Origin of the sequence: Vibrio aestuarianus, assembly GCF_012395185.1 — a bacterium.
Taxonomy (GTDB): Bacteria; Pseudomonadota; Gammaproteobacteria; order Enterobacterales; family Vibrionaceae; genus Vibrio; species Vibrio aestuarianus.
The window spans coordinates 54442-75183 of the sequence record NZ_JAAZTU010000004.1 but is presented as its reverse complement, the minus strand read 5'-3'; the positions used below and the strand labels follow the sequence as shown (position 1 = coordinate 75183).

The window sequence follows — 20742 nt, the reverse complement described above, 5'->3', positions numbered from 1 at the left end:
AATAATCAAATATTTTTTGTTAATTAAGACGTTGTGAGATCTTTCTCACGGTTCGCCTTGCTAGCAGCCTTTACTATCCGCGCCACGAGTTGTGCGAACCTAAGAGTTGCGCTAACCCACCGAATAATGGTCCCTCTGACCTGTGGCCGTACAGCGAACGCCCTACACAATAATGATTTACTGGCGGCCACCTTGCTTCTCATTTCACAACTCAGCATCAAAGCGATAATCATATCGGCTAATCGCGCTCAGCATCAGCGGCATCTTTAATCCATAGTCTTGGACCTTGCATCACTAAACTTGCTAATAAATGCACTTGTTGGGCGAGTTCATCACTCCATTGCGGCCAAATTCGCGCAATATAGACATTACCTCCTTCACCCGTTGTCATATAACCATCGTTAAAACATTCCGCCATTTTCTTGAACGATTTTTCTTGATCCTCGACCCACTTACCACGGCTAAAGCCCGCTTCGACACTGGCTAATGCAGTTTTAGGGAAATAGGCAAGCGGCTGCGTCATGCCTTGGTAAAACAACCGAACCAGTTCTGCAAGCAAGGTTTTCGCTTGCTCGGCATCCGGCATGGGTGGGTAAACTAAATGTTGCGCCCCCTCTTTACGATCATAACCGATCACATGCGTTGACTGATGCTTGCCCATTGCAGCTAAGGCAAGGTGATCAATCCACGCTGCGAGGTAATCTTGCGAGCGAATGGTACCGCTGCGATAGCGCACAAGACCGGCTTGATAATTCTTGGTTAACCACCCCGTCAAATGGACATTTTTTCCTTCACCAAGCACATCAAAATATAAGTCTATTTCTTGATCATCTATAGGCGCATGACATAAGAAGGCGATCTTTTCAGCTAAGTCCTGCGCTTGCACGCGGTTGGTTTCAAACTCCAACTCGCCAAAAGATCCAATCGGTAATTTGCCTTGTGCGCGCTGCTGTTTAATAAAGTCGTGCAACGCTTGTGGTGAATCTGGATGTTCAAGTAATACCTCTAACAAGGCATCACGCAATTGATAACTTTCAAGACCGTTTAAAGCAAAAGGCTCATCATCTTCCATCACCGGTAATGGCGGTTCAAAGGTCACTTTTAAGCGACGATTAAAGAAATACTGTACGGGCAAGCGCCAAAAACGTTGTAGCTCAACCAGATCCAATGCCAGAGGATAAGTAGCGTCTAACAGGTAATCACCGAGCGATCGATTAAATTGACCACTGGCTTGCCCTTGACGGTTGGCCGCAGGTAACCACTCTTTGGCATAGCTGCCCGTTTCACTCAAAAAAGCGTTAGGGCTAAACGGCACCATGGCATGGGTAGTCATTAACGCATCGACTAACCTTTGACCAGATTGATCACTGCCGAGTTCTTGATCCCCTTCAAGACAATAGTTTTGTTGGCAATACTCTAAAAGCTCCGATACCAACACCGAGGGGACACGCTCGCTGTTATCTTGAATTGAGCGACCCACATAGCTGATGTATAACGTCTGCTGCGCCGAGAGCATCGCTTCCAAAAACAGATAACGGTCATCATCACGTCGCGAGCGGTCGCCTGCTCGTGTACGGCCATTCATTAAATCAAATCCTTCCGCTGGCATGGTGCGCGGATAAACACCATCATTCATCCCTAGCAAACAAACTGTTTTAAAAGGGATAGAGCGCATTGGCATTAATGTACAGAAATTGACTTGCCCAGCTAAAAAGCGCTGGCTGACTCGTGTACCTGACAGCTTGTTTTGCAGGTATTGGGTAATAATACTGGGTGCAAGAGCTTGTTCATAACCTGCATCAGTCAGTTGCTCTTTTAGTTGCGACAAGGTATCGCGGATGGACTTTAGCGCCATTTCACCTTCTAACTCAACGCTAAAGAAGCCTTCAAGCACCTCACCAAGTAAAGCTCGCCACTCGTCCACTGCTTGGGTTTGAGCCAGTCGTTCGCGATAATGGCTCACTTGCTCAATAAAGTACGCGAGTTTGCCAGCAAGTTCCGCGCCCATCCCTTGTACTTCATTGTAAGGCGCCAGTGCACACTCACCTTGCTCAAAAAGCCCTACAGATTCTGGCATCGCGTAGCCAAGCAACATACGTTCAATGCCAAACTGCCATGTATTTTGCTCTGTGTGTGGCAATTCAAATTGTTGCGCCGTGGCTGCGTTAAGCCCCCAACGAATACCCGACTCTTCCACCCACAGTTTAGCTTGAGCAAATTCATGTTCATCCAACGCAAATTTTGCCATCATGGCTGGCGTTTCTAATAGCTCAAGCAGCTCTGACGCTAGGCAGCGTGAGTGCGGCAAATTAACTAACTGCATGAATGCGGCCAAGATCGGGCTTTCTTGATCGGCACTGCGATCCGAAATGGAATAAGGAATAAAGCGCTCGCCCGGTGCGTTACCAAATACCGCAGCAATGGCTGGGCTGTAGGCGTTGATATCCGCCACCATCACAATAATATCGCGTGGTTTCAGTTCAGGATCGCTATCAAACATCGCCAGCAGTTGGTCATGCAACACTTCTACTTCACGCATTGGGCTATGGCAAGCATGAAGGGTTAAGGAAGGATCACCTAGGGCAATCACTTGCTTATGGGTGCTACTTTCAAGCCTGTCATCGTCTTGATGTTCTTCTAAATGTAAAATATCGGCGTGCAATTGATGCAATAAACTGTCACGTGGCACATCGATAAAAAATTCATGCTCTTCGTTTTCAGTTTGAGACAGTAAATAAAGGTTATCACGTCCCAATTTGCCCATCGACGCTAATAAGCCATTGCCCACCGCCGCTTCAGTATGCAGTTCGTCCACAATGTTAGCTTCAATATCACCTTTGAGTGGCGAACGCTCACCTTCAAATCGAACATCACTGCCTTGTAAGGCAAACTGTTTACGCTGCTGACTTTGCAGTTTGGCGAGGGTTTTTCGGTCGCGAATTTCCCCCCAGTAGTGTTGGCAGGGGTTGGTAAACATGAGATGTACATCGATATGTTCACCTAAAGCTTTAAGCGCATCCATATAGCGCGGCGGCAGGGAAGAAATGCCAAAGATGAACAAGCGTTTAGGCAGTGTGGAGATATCCAAAGCACCACTTGCTAATTGCTCAATAAAACTTTTATATAAATTGGCGCGGTGATAATGCGACTGACCTTGTTCTAATGTGTATTGGTATAAGGCTTGCCACAGCATAGGTTGCCATGGGTGTTCATCACCTAACTCGCTGACCGTTTCCCCGGCTTCCCACTTGGCAATCCAGTCGGGGCGATACACTAAATAACCATCAAAAATATCGGCTATTTTTTCTGCCAGTTGATACAACTTCGATTGGTCTTCATCATCGTCAAGATAACGTTGTAAAGGAGCAAATTCGGCGTAAGTGAGCTGCGTTGGCAGCAAGTGCATCAACTTCCACGTCATGGCTTCTTTGTTGAATGCACTGCGCTTTGGCACATCAGGCAGTACTTTAGTAAACATATCCCAAATAAAGGTCGCTGGTAGTGGAAACTCAAGATTAGCTGCAACACCTAAATCTTTAGCCAGTGCCATTTTGAGCCACTGCGACATCCCAGGGCTTTGTACCAAAATCTGCTCTTTTTCAAATGGATTAACCAGCGGCGCATTTTTAATTAAATGCACTAACAAAATTTTTAAAGTATCGACTTTATTGGAATGGTAAACAGTAAACAAAATGCACTCACGCTTTTCTCGCCGTAATTAGGACTGAGATTAGCATAAGTGCATTCTATACTTGAGATTTTTATCTTTTGGATTACTTAAATTGCTGGCTATTTCATCTGGCAATCGAGTTGGTGTTTATCCAACCTATCTAACTCATCAGTGCTGTTCAGCAATACGCGATGAGGTTGATAGAAATGCAGATAACGAATCGCCACATAACCCACCACCAATGTTGCTACTATCAGTTCTATGTTAGCTAAACCATGCACTTGTTGAACATATTCAGCATTCATACCGATGCTTTCCATCCAATGAGCCATTTTAAACAACGCAGTTGCACCAATCACCATTGGGAAGGTAAACGCGGCATAACCTGGGCTGAAAGGTAAACGTAGTAATTTAAAAAAGGCTAAGTAAATGGTCGCTGTCATCAATACCGCAATGCCAAATAACAAAGCAATGATCACTGGTGATGGATTTGCTGTGACCGTTAAATAACCAGCTAAAGATAAACTTGCCGGTGCGGCCAATATCGCCATGGTTGGTTTTGCGGCATCAGGAATTTCATGACGAAACATAAAACGATAAATCATGACCGGTAACATCACCGCATAAGCGGCTAAACCAAATACCAACGTGCCGTGGGCAATGGGAGCAAGCGCAGGGTTGCCAGAGAAAGCAACGTCAGCCACCACCATACCAACTGGTGGCACAAACCAGCTTGGCACCATGTGGTGAAGCTCAAAAACTTTGGCACGATGGTACAAAAAACTCACCAAGAAGATAATGTGCAAAGCCACCGCAAGTAGCCATAATGCGTCCCCCGCCATTGGGTAAAAGTGGCCAAGTGAATTAGAGATAATCATCATCCCCATCGCGAAAGTAGGAACCACGCTGCCGACGACCGGATGTGCGAGATCTTGACGTAATAAATGGCGATGAAATAGAAACTTGATCGCTAGAATTACGATCAAAACACTCGCAACACCGGCGCCCAACCATTGGCCGTAACCGTTCAATGTAGTGAAGTTTTCCCAGCACCATCCTAAGCTCGCAATCCCCAGCGCTAAACCCGCCATTGGTGTTGGGGCTCCCATCACTTTTGCTTTAGCTGCTTGAATCATATTGACCTCTTATTAACACTGACGAACTTACTACTTAATGTCGCCATCATACGCTTGCACTTTGTTCTAATATATCTAAATATATGGAACACACGTTCAGATAAACTAAACAATAATTATGGCTGCTAATATCTCGTTAAAACAACTCAAAGTCTTTACCGCTATCACTCAGCATAAAACGTTAACGGAGGCTGCCAATGCACTTTTTTTATCGAAAGCTGCGGTCAGCATGGCGCTATCTGAATTGGAAAAGCAGCTCGGTCATGCGCTGTTCGACCGGGTCAATAACCGCCTAATCCTTAATCAAGAGGGGCAAAAATTACTACCGCTAGCGGATGAGTTGCTCAACAGAGCCAATAACATCCAACAATTATTTGATGGTGAGCAAGCCCTGTCAGGCAAACTTCGTATTGGCGCAAGTGATACGATTGGCAACCATGTTGCGCCTTATTTGCTCAGTGCTTTTCGAGCAGAAACGAAGCATTTATCACAAAGTTTGTTTATCTCTAATTCGGCTTTGATTTGCCAAAAGTTAGTTGACTATGAACTGGACATTGCATTGATCGAAGGAAAAACCTTGCATCCTGAATTAATGTCAACTCAGTTTAGCCAAGACAAAATGTGCATCATCTGCGCCACTGATCATCCACTGGTGCAAAAAACTAAAATAACGTTAAGTGATTTTGAACATAGCGAATGGGTTCTGCGTGAAGCTGGTTCTGGTTCCAGAGAATTTTTCTTACGTACCGTCGCGCCCCGACTGGAACAGTGGCATGAAGCATTTGAACTCAATACAACAGAAGCCTTGATCAACAGTGTATCTGCAGGCCTTGGCTTAGGGTGTTTATCGACACTAGCAGCCCATTCAGCAGTGCAACATGGGCGAGTAAAAATGCTCAAGGTACCACTGGATATGAAGCGCCGTTTCTGGCTTTTAGTGCATAAAGAAAAATACCAAAGTCCGCTGTTAAAACGCTTCATCGAATTTTGCCATACTCAAAACTTCCACCATTAGTTAAGGCGGAGTAGATAGTGACCATCCATCTCTCACTTTTCTCTCATCGTCTAGACTTCAGTGATTAAAAGCTGTATAAACAGCCAGTAGAATTTACGACTAAGTTAGAGGATTAACCATGGCTGTAATCGTCAAGTACGTGGTGGAACGCAACGGAGAAGAAAAGATGACTTTTACCTCTAAAGCAGACGCTGACGCTTATGACAAAATGCTCGATATGGCAGATGAGCTTTTCGAACTGCTGGGTAAAAGTGAACTGCTAGAAGATGAAGCGAAGCAAGAAGAACTTGCCATGTTCCTAGCACACAACAAAGAAGAAGTGCTTTATGCATTGGGTGCAAAACGTAAACCTGCACCAGCAAAACCAAAAGCGGTGAAGGCAGCGAAAAACGAAACGCCTGAAGAAGACGCAGCTTAACTCTCTTTATCTTTGCTCAAACCGCTGGACGACCAGCGGTTTTTTATTTCCATCTAAAGAAATATATCGGTAAAAAGACAAAACGTATCGTTTTACGGACTTTCTCCCCTTTTGCCCTTTCCACCCTCTTCCCCACTCTTTATGATGTTTGACAAGTGAATTGACAGCGTAGTGATGATGCTCAACTCATCAACATACTGCGCTCCTATAATTGCAACATGGAGATACAAGATGGCTTACTTTGCACTTGCCTTTGGTACAGCAACGAAAAACCGTGATGGAAAAATCATTGAAGCATTTTTCCCAGCCCCAGTTCTAAACCCAAGTGATGAGTTCGTTAGCGCACTTGCGCAAATCGCTGGTTACAGCGAAGGCAACCAAGCCATTGAAATTTCAGCGACACAAAGCGCACAACTCGCAACTGCTTTTGCCGACAACGGCGATAGCCAAAATGCGGCGTTTGCCGATAAAGCAGCAAACTCAGAACAACCATTGGTACTTGTGATTTTAGCCGCTGATGCTCAACCTCAATCGGTTGCTGAAGGCTTCTTGAAACTGCAACTTATCTCTCACCGTTTAGTTCAGCCACACGGCACAGTACTGGACGGCATCTTCGGTCTACTGCACAACATCGCATGGACTAATGAAGGCCCTATCGACCTACCAGAGCTAGCAGATCGTCAAATCGAAGCTCGCCTTGCAGGTCGTGCATTAACCGTAGATTGCGTAGACAAGTTCCCTAAAATGGTGGACTACGTGGTTCCAACTGGCATTCGTATTGCTGATACATCACGCGTTCGCCTTGGCGCACACGTGGGTGAAGGCACGACCGTGATGCACGAAGGTTTCATTAACTTCAACGCAGGTACCACTGGAGTGAGCATGGTTGAAGGTCGTATCTCTGCTGGCGTAGTAGTTGGTAACGGCTCTGACATCGGCGGCGGCGCATCGATTATGGGAACGCTTTCTGGTGGCGGTAAAGTAGTGGTCTCTATCGGTGAAAACTCTCTGCTTGGCGCAAATGCAGGTTTGGGCTTCCCGCTAGGTGATCGTTGTACTGTTGAATCAGGCCTATACGTGACGGCAGGAACGAAAGTACGCATGCTCGATAACCAAGGGAACGAAGTAGAAATCATTAAAGCACGTGACCTTGCTGGTGTGTCTGATTTGCTGTTCCGCCGTAACTCGATTACGGGTCAAATTGAGTGTCTTGCGAATAAATCTGCCGTTGAACTCAACAGCATGCTACACAGCAATAACTGATCAATTCCCCATAACAAATAATGAAAAAGGCTTGGCACATCACCAAGCCTTTTTTCTGCGCGCTTTATTTGCACTGCCTCTAAAAATGCCTAACCAGGGTGCCCGTCTACTCTTGGGGTAATTAACATCGAGCCGAATTTCCAAACAAACAGGCTGAAAGCCAATACCCATAATGCGCCGCTAATGTTAACCATCATAAACAGTTGAGCTGGAAAAAATGCCACACCAAAACTGCGAATAAAAGCAGCAATGACTAAAGCAAAAAATGCCACACTCATATTTGGTCCTTGATATATAGCGCGTCCAGTATGGCCCATAGTAACGCGCGTGATCATCGCTAAAATAACCCCCGCCAAAGCACCAATCGCAAATAGATGAATTAAGTTGTGTGCGACATAAGTATTATCCATCAAACCACGAAGTAACAAGCTCAACGGCAAACAAACATAAGCGGCATGCAAAGACCAAACTAACGGTTCACTTAATGTTAACCACGGTTTCCAACGAATAAAGCGAGCTAATTGAGCGACACCAGCCACAATCATTAAAGGTTGACCCAGTTGCTCCATCGTCATTGGGAAAAAGCTCAAAATGAATAGTGCTGCTATGGGTGCATTCGCTAACCAATCAAGCCACTGCAAAGGCTGTGCTTTTTCAAAATTAAAACGTCTAGCGGTGAAAAAAGGAATCACGCGCGCGCCCATTACTGACAATAACAACGTGAACCACCACAGCATGGCTTGCCAGACCGCTGCGGAGCTAAACGGTGGCATGCCTTTAATGGTAGCGTAACTGGCAAAATTCGCGGCAATGGCTAGCACAAATAGCGGAACAAAAAAGAGATTCTTCCACCCTTTTTCTTTGACGACTCGGCTCCCAATTTCATACGCGGCCAACGCTAAAAATAACGCTTCGATAGATGAAGTTAACCACAATGGTACTGGTGTCCACAGTAGCACTCTAGGTGCTAACCATAACGCTACTAGCAGCAACAAACGGTAATGTTTAGTGCCGTTTATACCCGTCCAATTTTGCACCGCGGTAAGTAAAAAACCGACCACAATCGCCATAGCAAAACCGAACAGCATTTCATGCACATGCCACCACAACGCAGGAACTTGCAGCATTGACGGCTGGCCTGTTTGAAACATCCACACCCATAATGAAATAGCAATAATGGCATAGAGACTGCCCAGTAAAAAGAAAGGTCGAAAACCAAGACGTAACCATGCAGGAATACGTTCTTCGACTTTTTTATCAGTGATATTGAGCACGATGAATCCTCATTGTTCTAATTAAATAGAGTGCGGCTTATTCACTCTTAGAAAGCATGAATCACGCCAATATTAATAATTCATTAAAAACAATGAGATAACAAAAAACCACCAACTAAAAGAGTTAAAGCGACACAACCAAATGAAGTCATAAAGACTCCTTTAGGTTTTCATGACTTACTCTTACTAATCACCACACAAGCAGTCTGTTTTTGCTTGCCAAACCCGATAATTTGCGACAATGCTTTTTTACCCACAGGAATGAATGCAGAAGCCATAGCGTCAGCTTCTGTTTCAGCATGTGGATCGTGAATGAAGAAGAACTTTTCACTCATACCACTGAGCACAATCCAATGTGGCTCTTTTTTACCGTCAAATCGATAAGTACTAATCAAGAGTAAAACACATGCACCTTGATTGACCCATTGCTCAAGCTGCTCTTGAGTGGGTGGCGCATCAATCATCGTCACATCCTCATGAGTCAGTTGTTCACAAAAATCTTGATGAACCAATTCAATCACTTGCTTTTTATTTAGGTCACGCACGCTATCAATAAATGGTGTGCTCTTCGACTGACTCCATAACTCAACATGGTAACCACGCCTTGTCGCGGCCAGTGCCAGCCCATGACCACTGCATCCTCCGTGTCCCGCAGCCATAAATATGGTGGTTGCTTCGCGCCACAGTTGTAGCTCTTCGGTGCGGCTTGGTTCAAACGATGTCGATAAGCAGGAAAAGCTCATCAATAAACAAGCGGCACCGCAAGTAAACGGGGTGGTTTGCACGTAAAGTGGCATCGGCAATTGCACTTTAGGCCCTTGCGGTGAAAGACGTTTTTGCATCCGCCTCCCATTACATAGGTCATCGTAATAATGGATTAATAATTTAAGGGTTTTATAGCCCATTTTTTCATATAAATTTATCGCTGCCGTATTGTCTTCACGCACTTCTAATCGTAATGTAGTCGCACCTTGATCAAGAGCAGCACGCTCGCATTGCTCAACTAAATTTTGAGCAATCCTTCGGCCTCTGAAATCAGGTTTTACGGCAATCGAATACAACCTTGATAGCTGTGTACCTTGATGAAATAGTAGCAATGCATAACCTGCCAGTTCTGTTCCGGCATCAGCCACAAAGAACACAGCTTGGTTGGAATGTAAAAAACGCTTCATTTGGCGCGGAGAAATTTTATCTCCCTCAAACAGCTGTTGTTCTAGCGCATTAAGAGCAGTGAGATCAGCACTTTTCGCAAGACGAAAGTCCATACGACGTCCCTAAGTGGTTGGCAAGATTGCAGCTCAATATTATTCCTATTGATTAAGGAAAAGAATAGCAATGGCAAATCTTTTGATCGTGACTGACCAGTCAAGTGACTGGCAACAATATTTCCCTTCGGAGCAAGTGGTGAGTGTCGATCAATACCTCAACACCGATTGGAAACAGACTCACCGCAGTTTACAAGTGGTGAACCTATGTCGCGATTATAGCTACATGAGCAGTGGCTATTACTGCTCGTTGATGGCAGAAGCTCGTGGTCACCGCGTGATCCCACGGGTCATGGCTATCAATGATATTAACCAACCATTTTTGTTGTCATCGGGCTTATTAAAACTCAATAAGCTGTGTACCGAAACTGACCATATTCAATGCAAAATTTATTTTGGCCGTACCGAAGAAAAAGGGTTAGATAAACTGGCACGGCATCTGTTCGAGCAGTTTATGGTGCCGGTGATTGAGCTTGAGATGAATAAGCACCAAGGTCAGTGGCAAATCAGTAAAATTGGACCATTCCCATTCCAAGATCTGAACGACCACGAACAAGACTTCTTTGTTGAGTCACTTGAGCTGTTTTCCACCAAAGTATGGCGCAAACCTAAACAAGAAAAGAAATATCGCTACGACATTGCCATGCTAGTGGATGAAGAAGAGAAAATGCCGCCATCCGATGCATCGGCACTGAAGCGTTTTCGCCGTGCGGCGAACCGATTAGGCGTCAACCTTGAAACGATTTCACCGGATGATCTTTCCCGTTTAGGCGAGTTTGATGGTTTATTTATTCGCGCCACGACCAACATCAGTAACTACACCTATCGCTTTGCTAAAACCGCAGAAAAAATGGGCCTAGTGGTGATGGATGATTCTGAATCGATAATGAAATGCACCAACAAGGTTTTCTTAACCGAGCTTTTGCAACGCAATAATGTGCCTGCACCAAAAGGCGTAATATTACAAAGCTTTGATGAGAACTGGAAAACGCACGTTATGGAAGAACTGAGTTTTCCAATGGTGTTAAAAATTCCTGATGGTGCATTTTCTCGCGGTGTCGTAAAAGTGCGCAACCAAGAAGAGCTTGAACGCGAAGCTGGCGTATTGTTTGAAAAAAGTGCCTTGATTCTCGCGCAAGCGTTTATGCCAACCGATTTTGACTGGCGTATCGGAGTCATGAACCGCCAAGCGATCTACGCTTGTAAATATATGATGAGCCGTGGTCACTGGCAGATCTACCAACACCATAACAGTGGTCGAGTTTCATCTGGCGGCTTTGAAACTTTGGATCTCAAACAAGTACCTAAAAATGTGGTCGATGTAGCAGTGAAAGCGGCTAACCTTATTGGTGGAGGGTTATACGGCGTTGACTTAAAAGAAATTGATGGCCAAGTATATGTGATTGAAGTCAACGACAACCCAAGTATTGACCACCAAGTTGAAGATGCATTCTTAGGTGATCTACTTTATGACCGAGTGATGACGGAGTTCTTACGCCGCATTCAAATGCGTGGCTTCTAACCATCAAACATAACGGAAATGCTCCTCAACACAGCAAGTTTTGAGGAGCATTAATTAAGGATAAATATGGAATTCTTGATTGATCATTGGCGCTTTTCTTCTTCTCCGCCAATACAACACACAAATAACGCTTCAACTATAGAACCGAATAACTGGTATCACTGTCAACGAGATAAACAAGGGCTACGTGAGTGGCTATTGGAGTATCAAATTCCCAGCACGATAGTCGATAGCTTATTAGCTGAAGATACGCGGCCGTTGTTCGAGCAATATGAGGATGACAATTTTTTGTTGATCTTGCGTGGTGTCAACATGAACGACAACGCAAACCCTGAAGACATGCTCAGTGTGCGGATTCTTTATTTCAATGGTGCGCTCTTTTCCACACGTAAAATTCCATCCAAAGCCATCAATGCTATTCGAGAAGCTCTACTGGCAGGGCAAGGACCTCAAACCTTATCAGAGGTTATTGTACAAGTGATCGATGGCCTGAATAAAAATATTGATCACTACTTAAGCAGCATTGAAGAAAAAATCACTCAATACGATACCGAAATCGAGTTGAGCGAAGATCTAATGCAAACCCATAAAGCGCTGCTCAAAATTAAACGCTTTATTAAGCCGCAGCTGTACGCAATTGATGACTACTGTAACTCAGACGTTGCGCTAGCCAATAGCAAAAATTTGCGCCTGCGGCACAGCGTTAACACCATTACTCGTATCAATGAAACACTCGACTTCTTTCTTGGTGAACTGGAAATCATCAAAGGTGAATTGCGCCAATATCACGCCGAAAAGATGAACCAAAATACCTATTTGTTCTCGGTTATTGCGGCTATTTTCCTACCCACTAGTTTCTTAACTGGCTTACTCGGAGTCAATGTAGGTGGTATTCCTGGAACTGAATCCCCCGTTGCCTTTGGTCTGTTTTGTGCAGCGTTAGTGGGCATATTTGCGGTGGAGTTTTGGATTCTTCACCGTTTGCGTTTTTTTAATAAAGATTAACCACTTTCGAGGGTCGGTATGTATATTTTTGGCTACGGTAGTTTAATCAATTCCGCTTCTCGCCAACTAACAGGGCAAACTGGGCAAGCGATTCCAGTCGTTGCTCATGGTCTCGTGCGTTGCTGGGGGAAAATTGATGACAGCTATGTATTATCACCGCTAGTGGTCAATATAGGCCAAGGAAAAGTAAATGGGGTGCTACTAGAAATAGATGAATTCGCCTTAGCAGAATTTGATCACCGTGAGCGTGGTTACGAGCGAATATCCATTTCTGCCAATCAAATAGAGACCGAGCATGCATTTAATCCACAACTTCCGATTTGGGTTTATGTCAAAGATTCGCCACAACCACCATGTGTACACAGCCCGATAGTACAAACTTATGTCGATACGGTTTTAGCCGGATGCTTAGAGTTCTCAGAATCATTTGCCCATCACTTTGTCGAGCATACCCTTGGTTGGCAACATCCTTTAGAGAATGACCGTCATGATCCTAAATACGGCAACCTTGCAGGTGTACAACCTAGTCACCACTCTATTATCGATGATTTAATTGCCAAAGTTCGTTAACAGTGCACCAACCTACACACGAGGACTAAAACACGCTTCCCACTAAAAGATAACGGCATTTTTAGAAACGTTTACACTACAACTAAGCCAGATTCCATCAGTGTTTGAGATCGCAAATATCAATATGAGTGCATTGTTCATTTGCGTTATTTTCACAGCCATTGTTAAATGCCTACATAAAATAAAAGAGGCATAACATGGCGACGATTAAAGATGTGGCTCGTGAAGCAGGCGTTTCGGTGGCAACAGTTTCACGTGTGATCAATAAATCTCCAAAAGCGAGTCAAACATCGATTGATTCAGTGACGGCGGCAATGAGTAAATTAGGTTATCGCCCTAATGCAGCCGCTCGAGCTTTGGTAAGTCAAAGTACTGATACCATCGGCGTATTGGTCAGTGATGTTTCAGACCCATTTTTTGGCACTTTAGTCAAAGCGGTCGATAACGTAGCTCACGATAATGGCAAACATCTGCTGATTGGTAACGGCTACCACCGCGCAGAAGAAGAACGCCAAGCTATTGAACTATTAATCAACAGCCGCTGTGATGCGTTCGTTATTCATTCCAAAGGCTTATCCGATCAAGAATTGGTTGCTTATGCAACGGAAGTGAAATCAATGGTGCTGATCAATCGATATATCCCTGAATTAGCAGAGCGCTGTATCTCACTTGATAATGCCAAAGGTGCTTACTTGGCAACCGAATATCTGATACGCCACGGACACCGCAAGATCGCCTACATAGGATCTTCACATAACATTGAAGATGCGACTGACCGCTGCGCAGGCTACAAAGCAGCATTGAAAGATCACGCTATTGAGCTGACCGCGAGTTATATCGAGTCGTCAGACCCAAATAGTGAAGGCGGTGAACAAGCGATGACCAACTTACTGATCAAATCACTCGATATCACCGCCATCGTTGCCTACAACGACAATATGGCTGCTGGTGCATTAAATATCCTAGAAGAAAATGGAGTCAAAAGCCCTGAAGAGATTTCAGTGATCGGCTTTGATGATGCTTTAATTGCGCGCTATGTACGCCCAAGACTAACCACCATTCGTTACCCAATTGAGATGATGGCAGAAAAAGCTGCCAAATTGGCATTACATTTAGCTCGTGGCGATGTGATAGAAAAAGAGCCGATGATCTTTTCCCCTACTCTAGTCAGACGTAACTCTGTAGAGAAATGTGATCAAGATAAATAAGAGACAGCAATCTATAGCAAATAGAGCGTTACCTTTACCTATCAACAGCAGTCGAGGGCGAACTTATTATTCGCCACTCTTCAACAAAAAAGGCGAGCTAATTTAGCTCGCCAAATAGGCCATCAACACCATTTGAGCAATGATTGCGCTCCCTCTCAGTACAATCATTGCCTCTTAACTTCATTAAAACTCAAACAGATAAGTCGTTTGATGTTGATAGTGCTCCCCACAATTGAGTAGCCCGTTACTTTTTCCCCACTCAGGGTGATTCGGCCCATCAGGGAAATATTGGGTCTCTAACGCTAAGCCGTCATAACGTTGGTATAACTTAGATGCCCCTGGCGTCTCTGCAAGAAAGTTACCCGAATAAAACTGTATCGCAGGCTTGGTGGTTTTAACTTTCATTACCACGTCTTTACTCGGAGAGATCAGAGTCACCACGGTTTCTTTGCCGTCATTTTTACCGTCAGCAAAAATAAAAGCATGGTCATAGCCTCCGGCCATGTTCTGATCATCATCCGATAAAAAATCACGACCAATAACTTTACTCTGGGTGAAATCAAAACTCGTACCAGCAACAGCACGTAACTCACCGGTTGGTATTAAATCGTCACTGGTTGGCAAATAGCGATCAGCATCCATATGCAAACAATGATCGATACTCTTCGCATCCGAGTTTTCCCCAGCCAAATTAAAATAAGCGTGGTTTGTTAGATTCACAGGAGTGATTTGATCAGCTTCTGCGTAATAATCAATATGGAGTGCATTATCGTCAGTAAGCGTATAACACACTTTAATATCTAGATTCCCCGGGTAGCCTTGGTCACCATCAGCGGAATGCAATACAAAAATCGCTCTATTGTGTTGTTGATACTCAATAACCCAACGGCGCTTATCAAAACCAATCAGCCCACCATGCAGTGAGTTAGAGCCGTTATTGACCCCCACTTGATAGGTATGATCGCCGATGGTGAACTGCCCTTTTGCGATACGGTTAGCATAGCGACCGACAATAGAACCAAAATACGCGCCCTGCTTCATGTGTTCGCGCATATCCGGTGAACGCAGCAGTACCTCACGCGGTTTACCTTTCACAGGCAACACACAGCTAAGTCAAGTCGCGCCAATATCCATCAATGAAACACTCATACCATTAGCATTGGTCAAATGAACCAAGCGAGCTGGCATATCATCAAACGATGGCGCACCCGCCATCGCTTCTTCTAGCTGTAAAAAATAGTCAGACATCACTTATAAAACCTCAACCAAGCCTGCACCTTCTTTTGCTTGGCAGACATAAATCGATTCTTTTAAGCCAGTCGCTGCTTGATATTTCTGCTCAACGGTTGTTTTGATTTCATCAACCAAGGCTGGTGGCACCAAGGCGACAATACAACCACCAAAACCGCCACCAGTCATACGCACACCACCTTGCTCGCCGATCACGTCTTTGACCATATCAACCAGCGTATCAATCTCTTTAACTGTGATTTCAAAATCATCACGCATTGAAGCATGCGATTCAGCCATCAACTCGCCCATCCGTTTCATGTCATGAGTGCGCAGAGCTTGAGCCGCTTCAACCGTACGGTCATTTTCACTAATCACGTGACGAGCGCGTTTCGCGACCATTTCATCTAACTCAGACTCTTTCGCTTTAAACTGTTCAATAGTCACATCACGAAGTGCTGGAACACCAAAAATGCGCGCGGCCTCTTCACACTGCTCACGACGCGTATTGTATTCGCTGTCGACTAAGCCGCGTTTTTTGTTTGAGTTTATGATAACCACCGCCATATCTTCGGGCATAGAGACTGCCGTTGTTTCTAGGCTACGACAATCCAAAAGCATCGCGTGGTTTGCGCGCCCTTCTGCAGAGATCATTTGGTCCATGATCCCGCAGTTACAGCCGACGAATTCGTTTTCGGCTTGCTGACCATTAAGCGCCACTTCGGCTTGGCTGATCTCTAGGTTATAAAGCACCTTGAATGTCTGACCAATAACCACTTCCAGTGCCGCTGAAGAACTTAAACCCGCACCTTGAGGAACGTTGCCTGTTACAGAGATGTCTGCACCTGCAAATTCGAAGCCGCGACCTTTTAAGCACTTCACCACACCACGAATGTAATTAGCCCACATCTTGTCTTGTTGGAAGGTGATCTCTTGAGTTAGGTCGAACTCATCGACTGCATTACCGTAGTCCACCGATACTACACGTACAATGTTGTCGTCACGTTTAGCCGCTGCGACTACCGTTTGGTAGTTAATGGCACACGGTAGAACAAAACCATCGTTGTAGTCAGTGTGCTCACCGATCAGGTTCACACGACCTGGAGCTTGGATAATATGGGTCGCTTGGTAACCAAGGACTTGCTCAAAAGATGCTTTCACGTTTTGGATTAGGTCAGACATAGTAGTGCTCTCTCTTCGTACTTAATTATGGCGAGCCACTTCATTGAGCCTTATTGAAGTGACTCTAAATATTGTTACTTATTGTTCTTTATAGTGAATATCACTCAGTTCACGCAGACGCTGCGCCGCTTGTTCCGCGGTAAGATCACGTTGACTTTCTGCTAGCATTTCATAACCGACCATGAACTTACGAACCGAAGCACTGCGCAGCAATGGCGGGTAGAACAACGCATGCAGTTGCCAGTGATCGATATCAGTGCCTTCTTCGAAAAATGGCGCATAGTGCCAGCCCATGGAATATGGGAATGAACATTGAAACAAGTTGTCGTAACGGCTGGTTAGCTTCTTAATCGCAACCGCTAAATCATCACGCTGCTCATCGGTGAGTTCACTCATACGGCGAATATGTGTTTTTGGTAGCAACATGGTTTCAAATGGCCACGCAGCCCAGTAAGGAACCACAGCAATCCAATGTTCAGTTTCAACCACCGTACGAGAGCCGTCTTTCATTTCAGCTGCAACGTAATCCACTAATAGATTAGAACCTTGTTGTTCAAAGTACTCTTTTAGCAATTTTTCTTTGCGTTCAATTTCATTGGGTAAAAAGCTATTTGCCCAGATTTGACCATGTGGATGTGGCTGAGAGCAGCCCATTGTCTCGCCTTTGTTTTCAAAAGCTTGAACCCACAGATAATCCTTACCCAGCTCTTCAATCTGTTCATTCCACGTATCAATCACACCGCGAATCTTGTTTACTGGTAACTCTGGCAGCGTTTTGCTGTGGTCCGGAGAGAAACAGATCACGCGGCTCAACCCACGTACACCTTGAGTATTGAATAGAGGGTTATCAGACTCTGGAGCGTCAGGTGAATCAGGCATCAGCGCCGCGAAATCATTATTGAATACATAAGTACCGTCGTAATCTGGGTTTTCATCACCCGAGATACGCGTATTGGTTGGGCACAAGAAACACTCTTTCTCGTATACAGGAAGCTGCGCGGTCGATGGCTTTTCATCTTGGCCACTCCACGGACGTTTCGCACGGTGCGGCGATACTAAGATCCACTGACCCGTTAATGGATTATAACGACGGTGCGGATGGTCTACTGGGTTAAATTCAACTTTTGACATGTTTAGATTGCTCTCAAATTTTGTGTCTTGGTCAATTCACCAAGATGAATAATTCTTCTACAAGGAGATTCCCTATCACGCTCGTTCCTCGCTGTAGGGAATGATGTTCAGAAATCGTAGTTTTAAAATTCGTCATTCCAGAATCGAGGTTCGAGATATCTGGAATCTCTCTTCATCTGTATTCCCCAAAGAAATTGTAGTTGCAGCCAGGCAGCAAGATTTCCAATATCCATGAGCATAAATCTTCTATGTGATTGGAATTGGTAAGCGCAGCTAACAACGCTGCGGCTTCAATTACGAAGGGGAATAGCCGTTCGGGTTATTCGACTGCCAATTCCACGTATCCGCCGTCATCTCCATCACGCTGCGAGTCGCTTTCCAACCTAACTCACGCTCTGCTTTTTCTGTGCTTGCCCAACATTCTGCAATGTCACCAGCGCGGCGTGGGCAAAGTTCATAAGGTACGGGCTTACCTGATGCTTGTGCGAAGGCGTCAACCATCTCAAGCACACTCGACCCCTTACCTGTACCTAGGTTGTAAATATGCAACCCCGCTTTCTCACCAACCGCTTTTAGTGCTGCAATGTGACCATCGGCTAAATCCATCACGTGGATATAGTCACGAACACCAGTACCATCAATCGTTGGGTAATCGTTTCCAAATATAGAAAGCTTCTCTCTGCGGCCAACTGCAACCTGAGCAATAAACGGCATCAGGTTATTGGGGATACCTTGAGGATCTTCACCCATTGTGCCTGATGGGTGTGCTCCAACTGGGTTGAAATAACGCAGTAGTGTAATACTCCAATCGTTTTCAGCATTGAACAAATCGCTCAAACATTCTTCGACCATGTACTTACTACGCCCATAAGGGTTGGTTGTTGCGCCAGTTGGTGAAGTTTCAGTAATTGGTACGACTTCAGGGTCACCGTAAACGGTAGCAGAAGAGCTAAATACGATGCTTTTCACACCCGCTTTCTTCATGCTTCGAGCCAGCACCAGTGAACCATTGACGTTATTATCATAGTATTCCAAAGGCTTAGCCACCGACTCCCCAACCGCTTTCAGGCCCGCAAAATGAATAACAGATTGGATGTCGTTTTCTGAGAACACGCTATCTAGAAAAGATTGGTCACGAATGTCGCCAAGATAAAAAATTGGGCGCTTGCCAGTTAAGGATTCAATTCGTTCCAGCACTAGCTCTTTGCTATTGCAAAGGTTATCAACAATGATTGGCTCCATACCTGCCTGTATCATTTGAATGCATGTATGACTTCCGATGTAACCCATGCCGCCTGTAACCAGTACTTTCACCATCAACCTCTCTTTGTCGTCATTCGTCGGCTAACTCGAACTAATATTCAGCTCAGTAGCACCGTATGTCAGAAATAGTAGCAGCCATTTTGACTATAATTCTGTGATCAAAACCACGAAGTGTAAACGTTTACACTAACTTTCATCATTGTAATTGAACATGGCATAGAGATAACTCGGGTTCAATTAAAGCTAATCTATTGAATTTTAATAAGATAATTATAGATGGTTAGATTTTGGACATCATAGAGGAGTTAAGCATTTATTTTACTAAAAGTTAATGCAATGACTTTCAGTTTGATTACAATAGGTCTGCAGAATAAAGAGGTGCATTGCTTTTTTACTAAATACCAATTTCAAAGCAACGCAATGTTCCAATAACAGGAAGTGAATATGGCAACATTAAAAGATATCGCGACTGAAGCGAATGTATCATTGGCTACAGTTTCAAGGGTTCTCAATGAAGATCCTACATTAAACGTCAAGGAAGAGACTAAAAGGCGTATCTTTGAAATTGCAGAGAAGTTGGAATACAAAACCAGCAGCTCACGAAAAGCAGTTAGCAATAAAAAACAAAATCACCACTTCCTTGCCTTATATAACTACAAACAAGAAGCTGAGGTTAACGACCCTTATTACCTATCGATTCGCCACGGGATTGAAACTCAGTGTGAAAAAATGGAAGTTAAGCTAACCAACTGTTATGAAAGTAAACTACACATCAACTCAAGTCCTATCACCGGTGTACTTCTGGTAGGCAGAATGACACCAGAGGTTCTCGAGCAAGCCAAAAAGCTGAGCGATAATATCTGTTATGTCGATTTTACTGATCATTCAGAACCTTATGACTCTGTCGATATCGACTTGGCTTTGATCAGCAAAGAGATCACCAACTTCTTTATCAACCAAGGCTATGAGCGCATCGGCTTTATTGGTGGACAAGACGACGTCAACACCCCTGACATTCGTGAAGTCGCCTTTGCTGAATATGGCAGCCTCAAGAACGTTGTCAGTGAACAAGATATCTATCGTGGTGACTTCTCTAGCTCTTCAGGTTACAAGCTTGCAAAACAGATGCTCGCGACGGGCGACTACCCGAAAGCCATGTTTATTGCGTCAGATTCCATCGCAATTGGCGTTTTACGAGCGATTCATGAACACGGATTGCACATTCCTGAAGATATTGCGCTGATCAGTGTAAACGACATCCCAACCGCTAAGTTTACCTTCCCATCTTTATCAACAGTTCGTATCCACTCTGAACTGATGGGAATTCAAGGTGTTAACCTTCTGATAGAGAAAGCGCGCGACGGCCGTACCATCCCATTACGCGTCTATGTACCAAGCAAACTCAAGCTGCGAGACACAACAAAATAATTAAAATATATCAAATAGATAAACCAAGGCTACCTTTGTTAAAGGTGGCCTTTTTTGTGCCCATCACATACATCAATGTACACACTCTCCCCCTCTTTAACCTGCTTCATAAAACAGCCAATAGCATTCTTTTAAGTGGATCACACAGCACCGCAAAAAAAC

General features: G+C 44.6%; 15 protein-coding genes and 1 pseudogene. 8 read left to right on the top strand and 8 right to left on the bottom strand.

What is annotated here, in order from left to right; genetic code table 11:
* Positions 1-238 precede the first annotated feature (238 nt).
* Positions 239-3691 carry an exodeoxyribonuclease V subunit gamma gene (gene recC / locus HGG78_RS02700; RefSeq protein ID WP_172532009.1) on the bottom strand — a complete coding sequence of 1151 codons (3453 nt, stop codon included), beginning with the start codon at positions 3689-3691 and terminating at the stop codon, positions 239-241.
* A 98-nt stretch (positions 3692-3789) separates the two neighbouring features.
* A complete protein-coding gene (locus HGG78_RS02695; RefSeq protein ID WP_172532008.1) occupies positions 3790-4806 on the bottom strand; it encodes a TDT family transporter in 1017 nt (338 codons plus the stop codon).
* 118 nt (positions 4807-4924) lie between these two features.
* Here HGG78_RS02695 and HGG78_RS02690 point away from each other — a divergent pair, with 118 nt between their 5' ends.
* The 3 genes from HGG78_RS02690 to dapD all read left to right on the top strand — a co-directional run bounded on the left by HGG78_RS02690 (position 4925) and on the right by dapD (position 7502).
* Positions 4925-5821, top strand: coding sequence for a LysR family transcriptional regulator (locus HGG78_RS02690; protein WP_172532007.1), 897 nt, complete (start codon positions 4925-4927; stop codon positions 5819-5821).
* Between the two features lie 118 nt (positions 5822-5939).
* Positions 5940-6239 (top strand): YebG family protein, encoded by a 300-nt coding sequence (locus HGG78_RS02685; RefSeq protein WP_168521212.1) that lies wholly within the window; start codon positions 5940-5942, stop codon positions 6237-6239.
* A 231-nt stretch (positions 6240-6470) separates the two neighbouring features.
* Positions 6471-7502 carry a 2,3,4,5-tetrahydropyridine-2,6-dicarboxylate N-succinyltransferase gene (dapD, locus tag HGG78_RS02680; protein WP_053310867.1) on the top strand — a complete coding sequence of 344 codons (1032 nt, stop codon included), beginning with the start codon at positions 6471-6473 and terminating at the stop codon, positions 7500-7502.
* Positions 7503-7591: 89 nt separating this feature from the next.
* Here the strand turns inward: dapD and HGG78_RS02675 are convergent, their stop codons facing one another.
* Together HGG78_RS02675 and HGG78_RS02670 are read right to left on the bottom strand one after the other, a co-directional pair.
* Complete coding sequence (locus HGG78_RS02675) at positions 7592-8776, bottom strand: NnrS family protein (RefSeq protein WP_172532006.1); 1185 nt, start codon at positions 8774-8776, stop codon at positions 7592-7594.
* Positions 8777-8946: 170 nt separating this feature from the next.
* A complete protein-coding gene (locus tag HGG78_RS02670; protein WP_053310865.1) occupies positions 8947-10041 on the bottom strand; it encodes a GNAT family N-acetyltransferase/peptidase C39 family protein in 1095 nt (364 codons plus the stop codon).
* A gap of 70 nt (positions 10042-10111) precedes the next feature.
* Here HGG78_RS02670 and HGG78_RS02665 point away from each other — a divergent pair, with 70 nt between their 5' ends.
* The 4 genes from HGG78_RS02665 (at position 10112) to HGG78_RS02650 (ending at position 14346) form a co-directional block, all read left to right on the top strand.
* Complete coding sequence (locus HGG78_RS02665) at positions 10112-11563, top strand: RimK family protein (protein ID WP_172532005.1); 1452 nt, start codon at positions 10112-10114, stop codon at positions 11561-11563.
* Between the two features lie 66 nt (positions 11564-11629).
* Positions 11630-12568 (top strand): zinc transporter ZntB, encoded by a 939-nt coding sequence (locus HGG78_RS02660; protein ID WP_053310863.1) that lies wholly within the window; start codon positions 11630-11632, stop codon positions 12566-12568.
* Between the two features lie 18 nt (positions 12569-12586).
* Positions 12587-13138 carry a gamma-glutamylcyclotransferase family protein gene (locus HGG78_RS02655; RefSeq protein WP_168521205.1) on the top strand — a complete coding sequence of 184 codons (552 nt, stop codon included), beginning with the start codon at positions 12587-12589 and terminating at the stop codon, positions 13136-13138.
* A gap of 197 nt (positions 13139-13335) precedes the next feature.
* Positions 13336-14346: a substrate-binding domain-containing protein gene (locus HGG78_RS02650; protein WP_172532004.1), complete on the top strand. Its 1011-nt coding sequence runs from the start codon at positions 13336-13338 to the stop codon at positions 14344-14346.
* Positions 14347-14529: 183 nt separating this feature from the next.
* Here HGG78_RS02650 and galM read toward each other — a convergent pair.
* The 4 genes and pseudogenes from galM to galE form a co-directional block, all read right to left on the bottom strand.
* Positions 14530-15594: pseudogene (gene galM / locus HGG78_RS02645) on the bottom strand (galactose-1-epimerase).
* Positions 15595-15597: 3 nt separating this feature from the next.
* On the bottom strand, positions 15598-16758 hold the full coding sequence (galK, locus tag HGG78_RS02640; protein ID WP_172532003.1) for a galactokinase: 1161 nt from the start codon (positions 16756-16758) through the stop codon (positions 15598-15600).
* 78 nt (positions 16759-16836) lie between these two features.
* Positions 16837-17889, bottom strand: a complete 1053-nt coding sequence (locus HGG78_RS02635; RefSeq protein WP_172532002.1) for a UDP-glucose--hexose-1-phosphate uridylyltransferase — start codon at positions 17887-17889, stop codon at positions 16837-16839.
* A 294-nt stretch (positions 17890-18183) separates the two neighbouring features.
* Complete coding sequence (gene galE / locus HGG78_RS02630; RefSeq protein ID WP_172532045.1) at positions 18184-19203, bottom strand: UDP-glucose 4-epimerase GalE; 1020 nt, start codon at positions 19201-19203, stop codon at positions 18184-18186.
* Between the two features lie 393 nt (positions 19204-19596).
* Between galE and ebgR the strand changes: the two genes are divergently transcribed.
* Positions 19597-20580, top strand: a complete 984-nt coding sequence (ebgR, locus tag HGG78_RS02625) for a transcriptional regulator EbgR (protein ID WP_171979487.1) — start codon at positions 19597-19599, stop codon at positions 20578-20580.
* Positions 20581-20742: the final 162 nt, after the last annotated feature.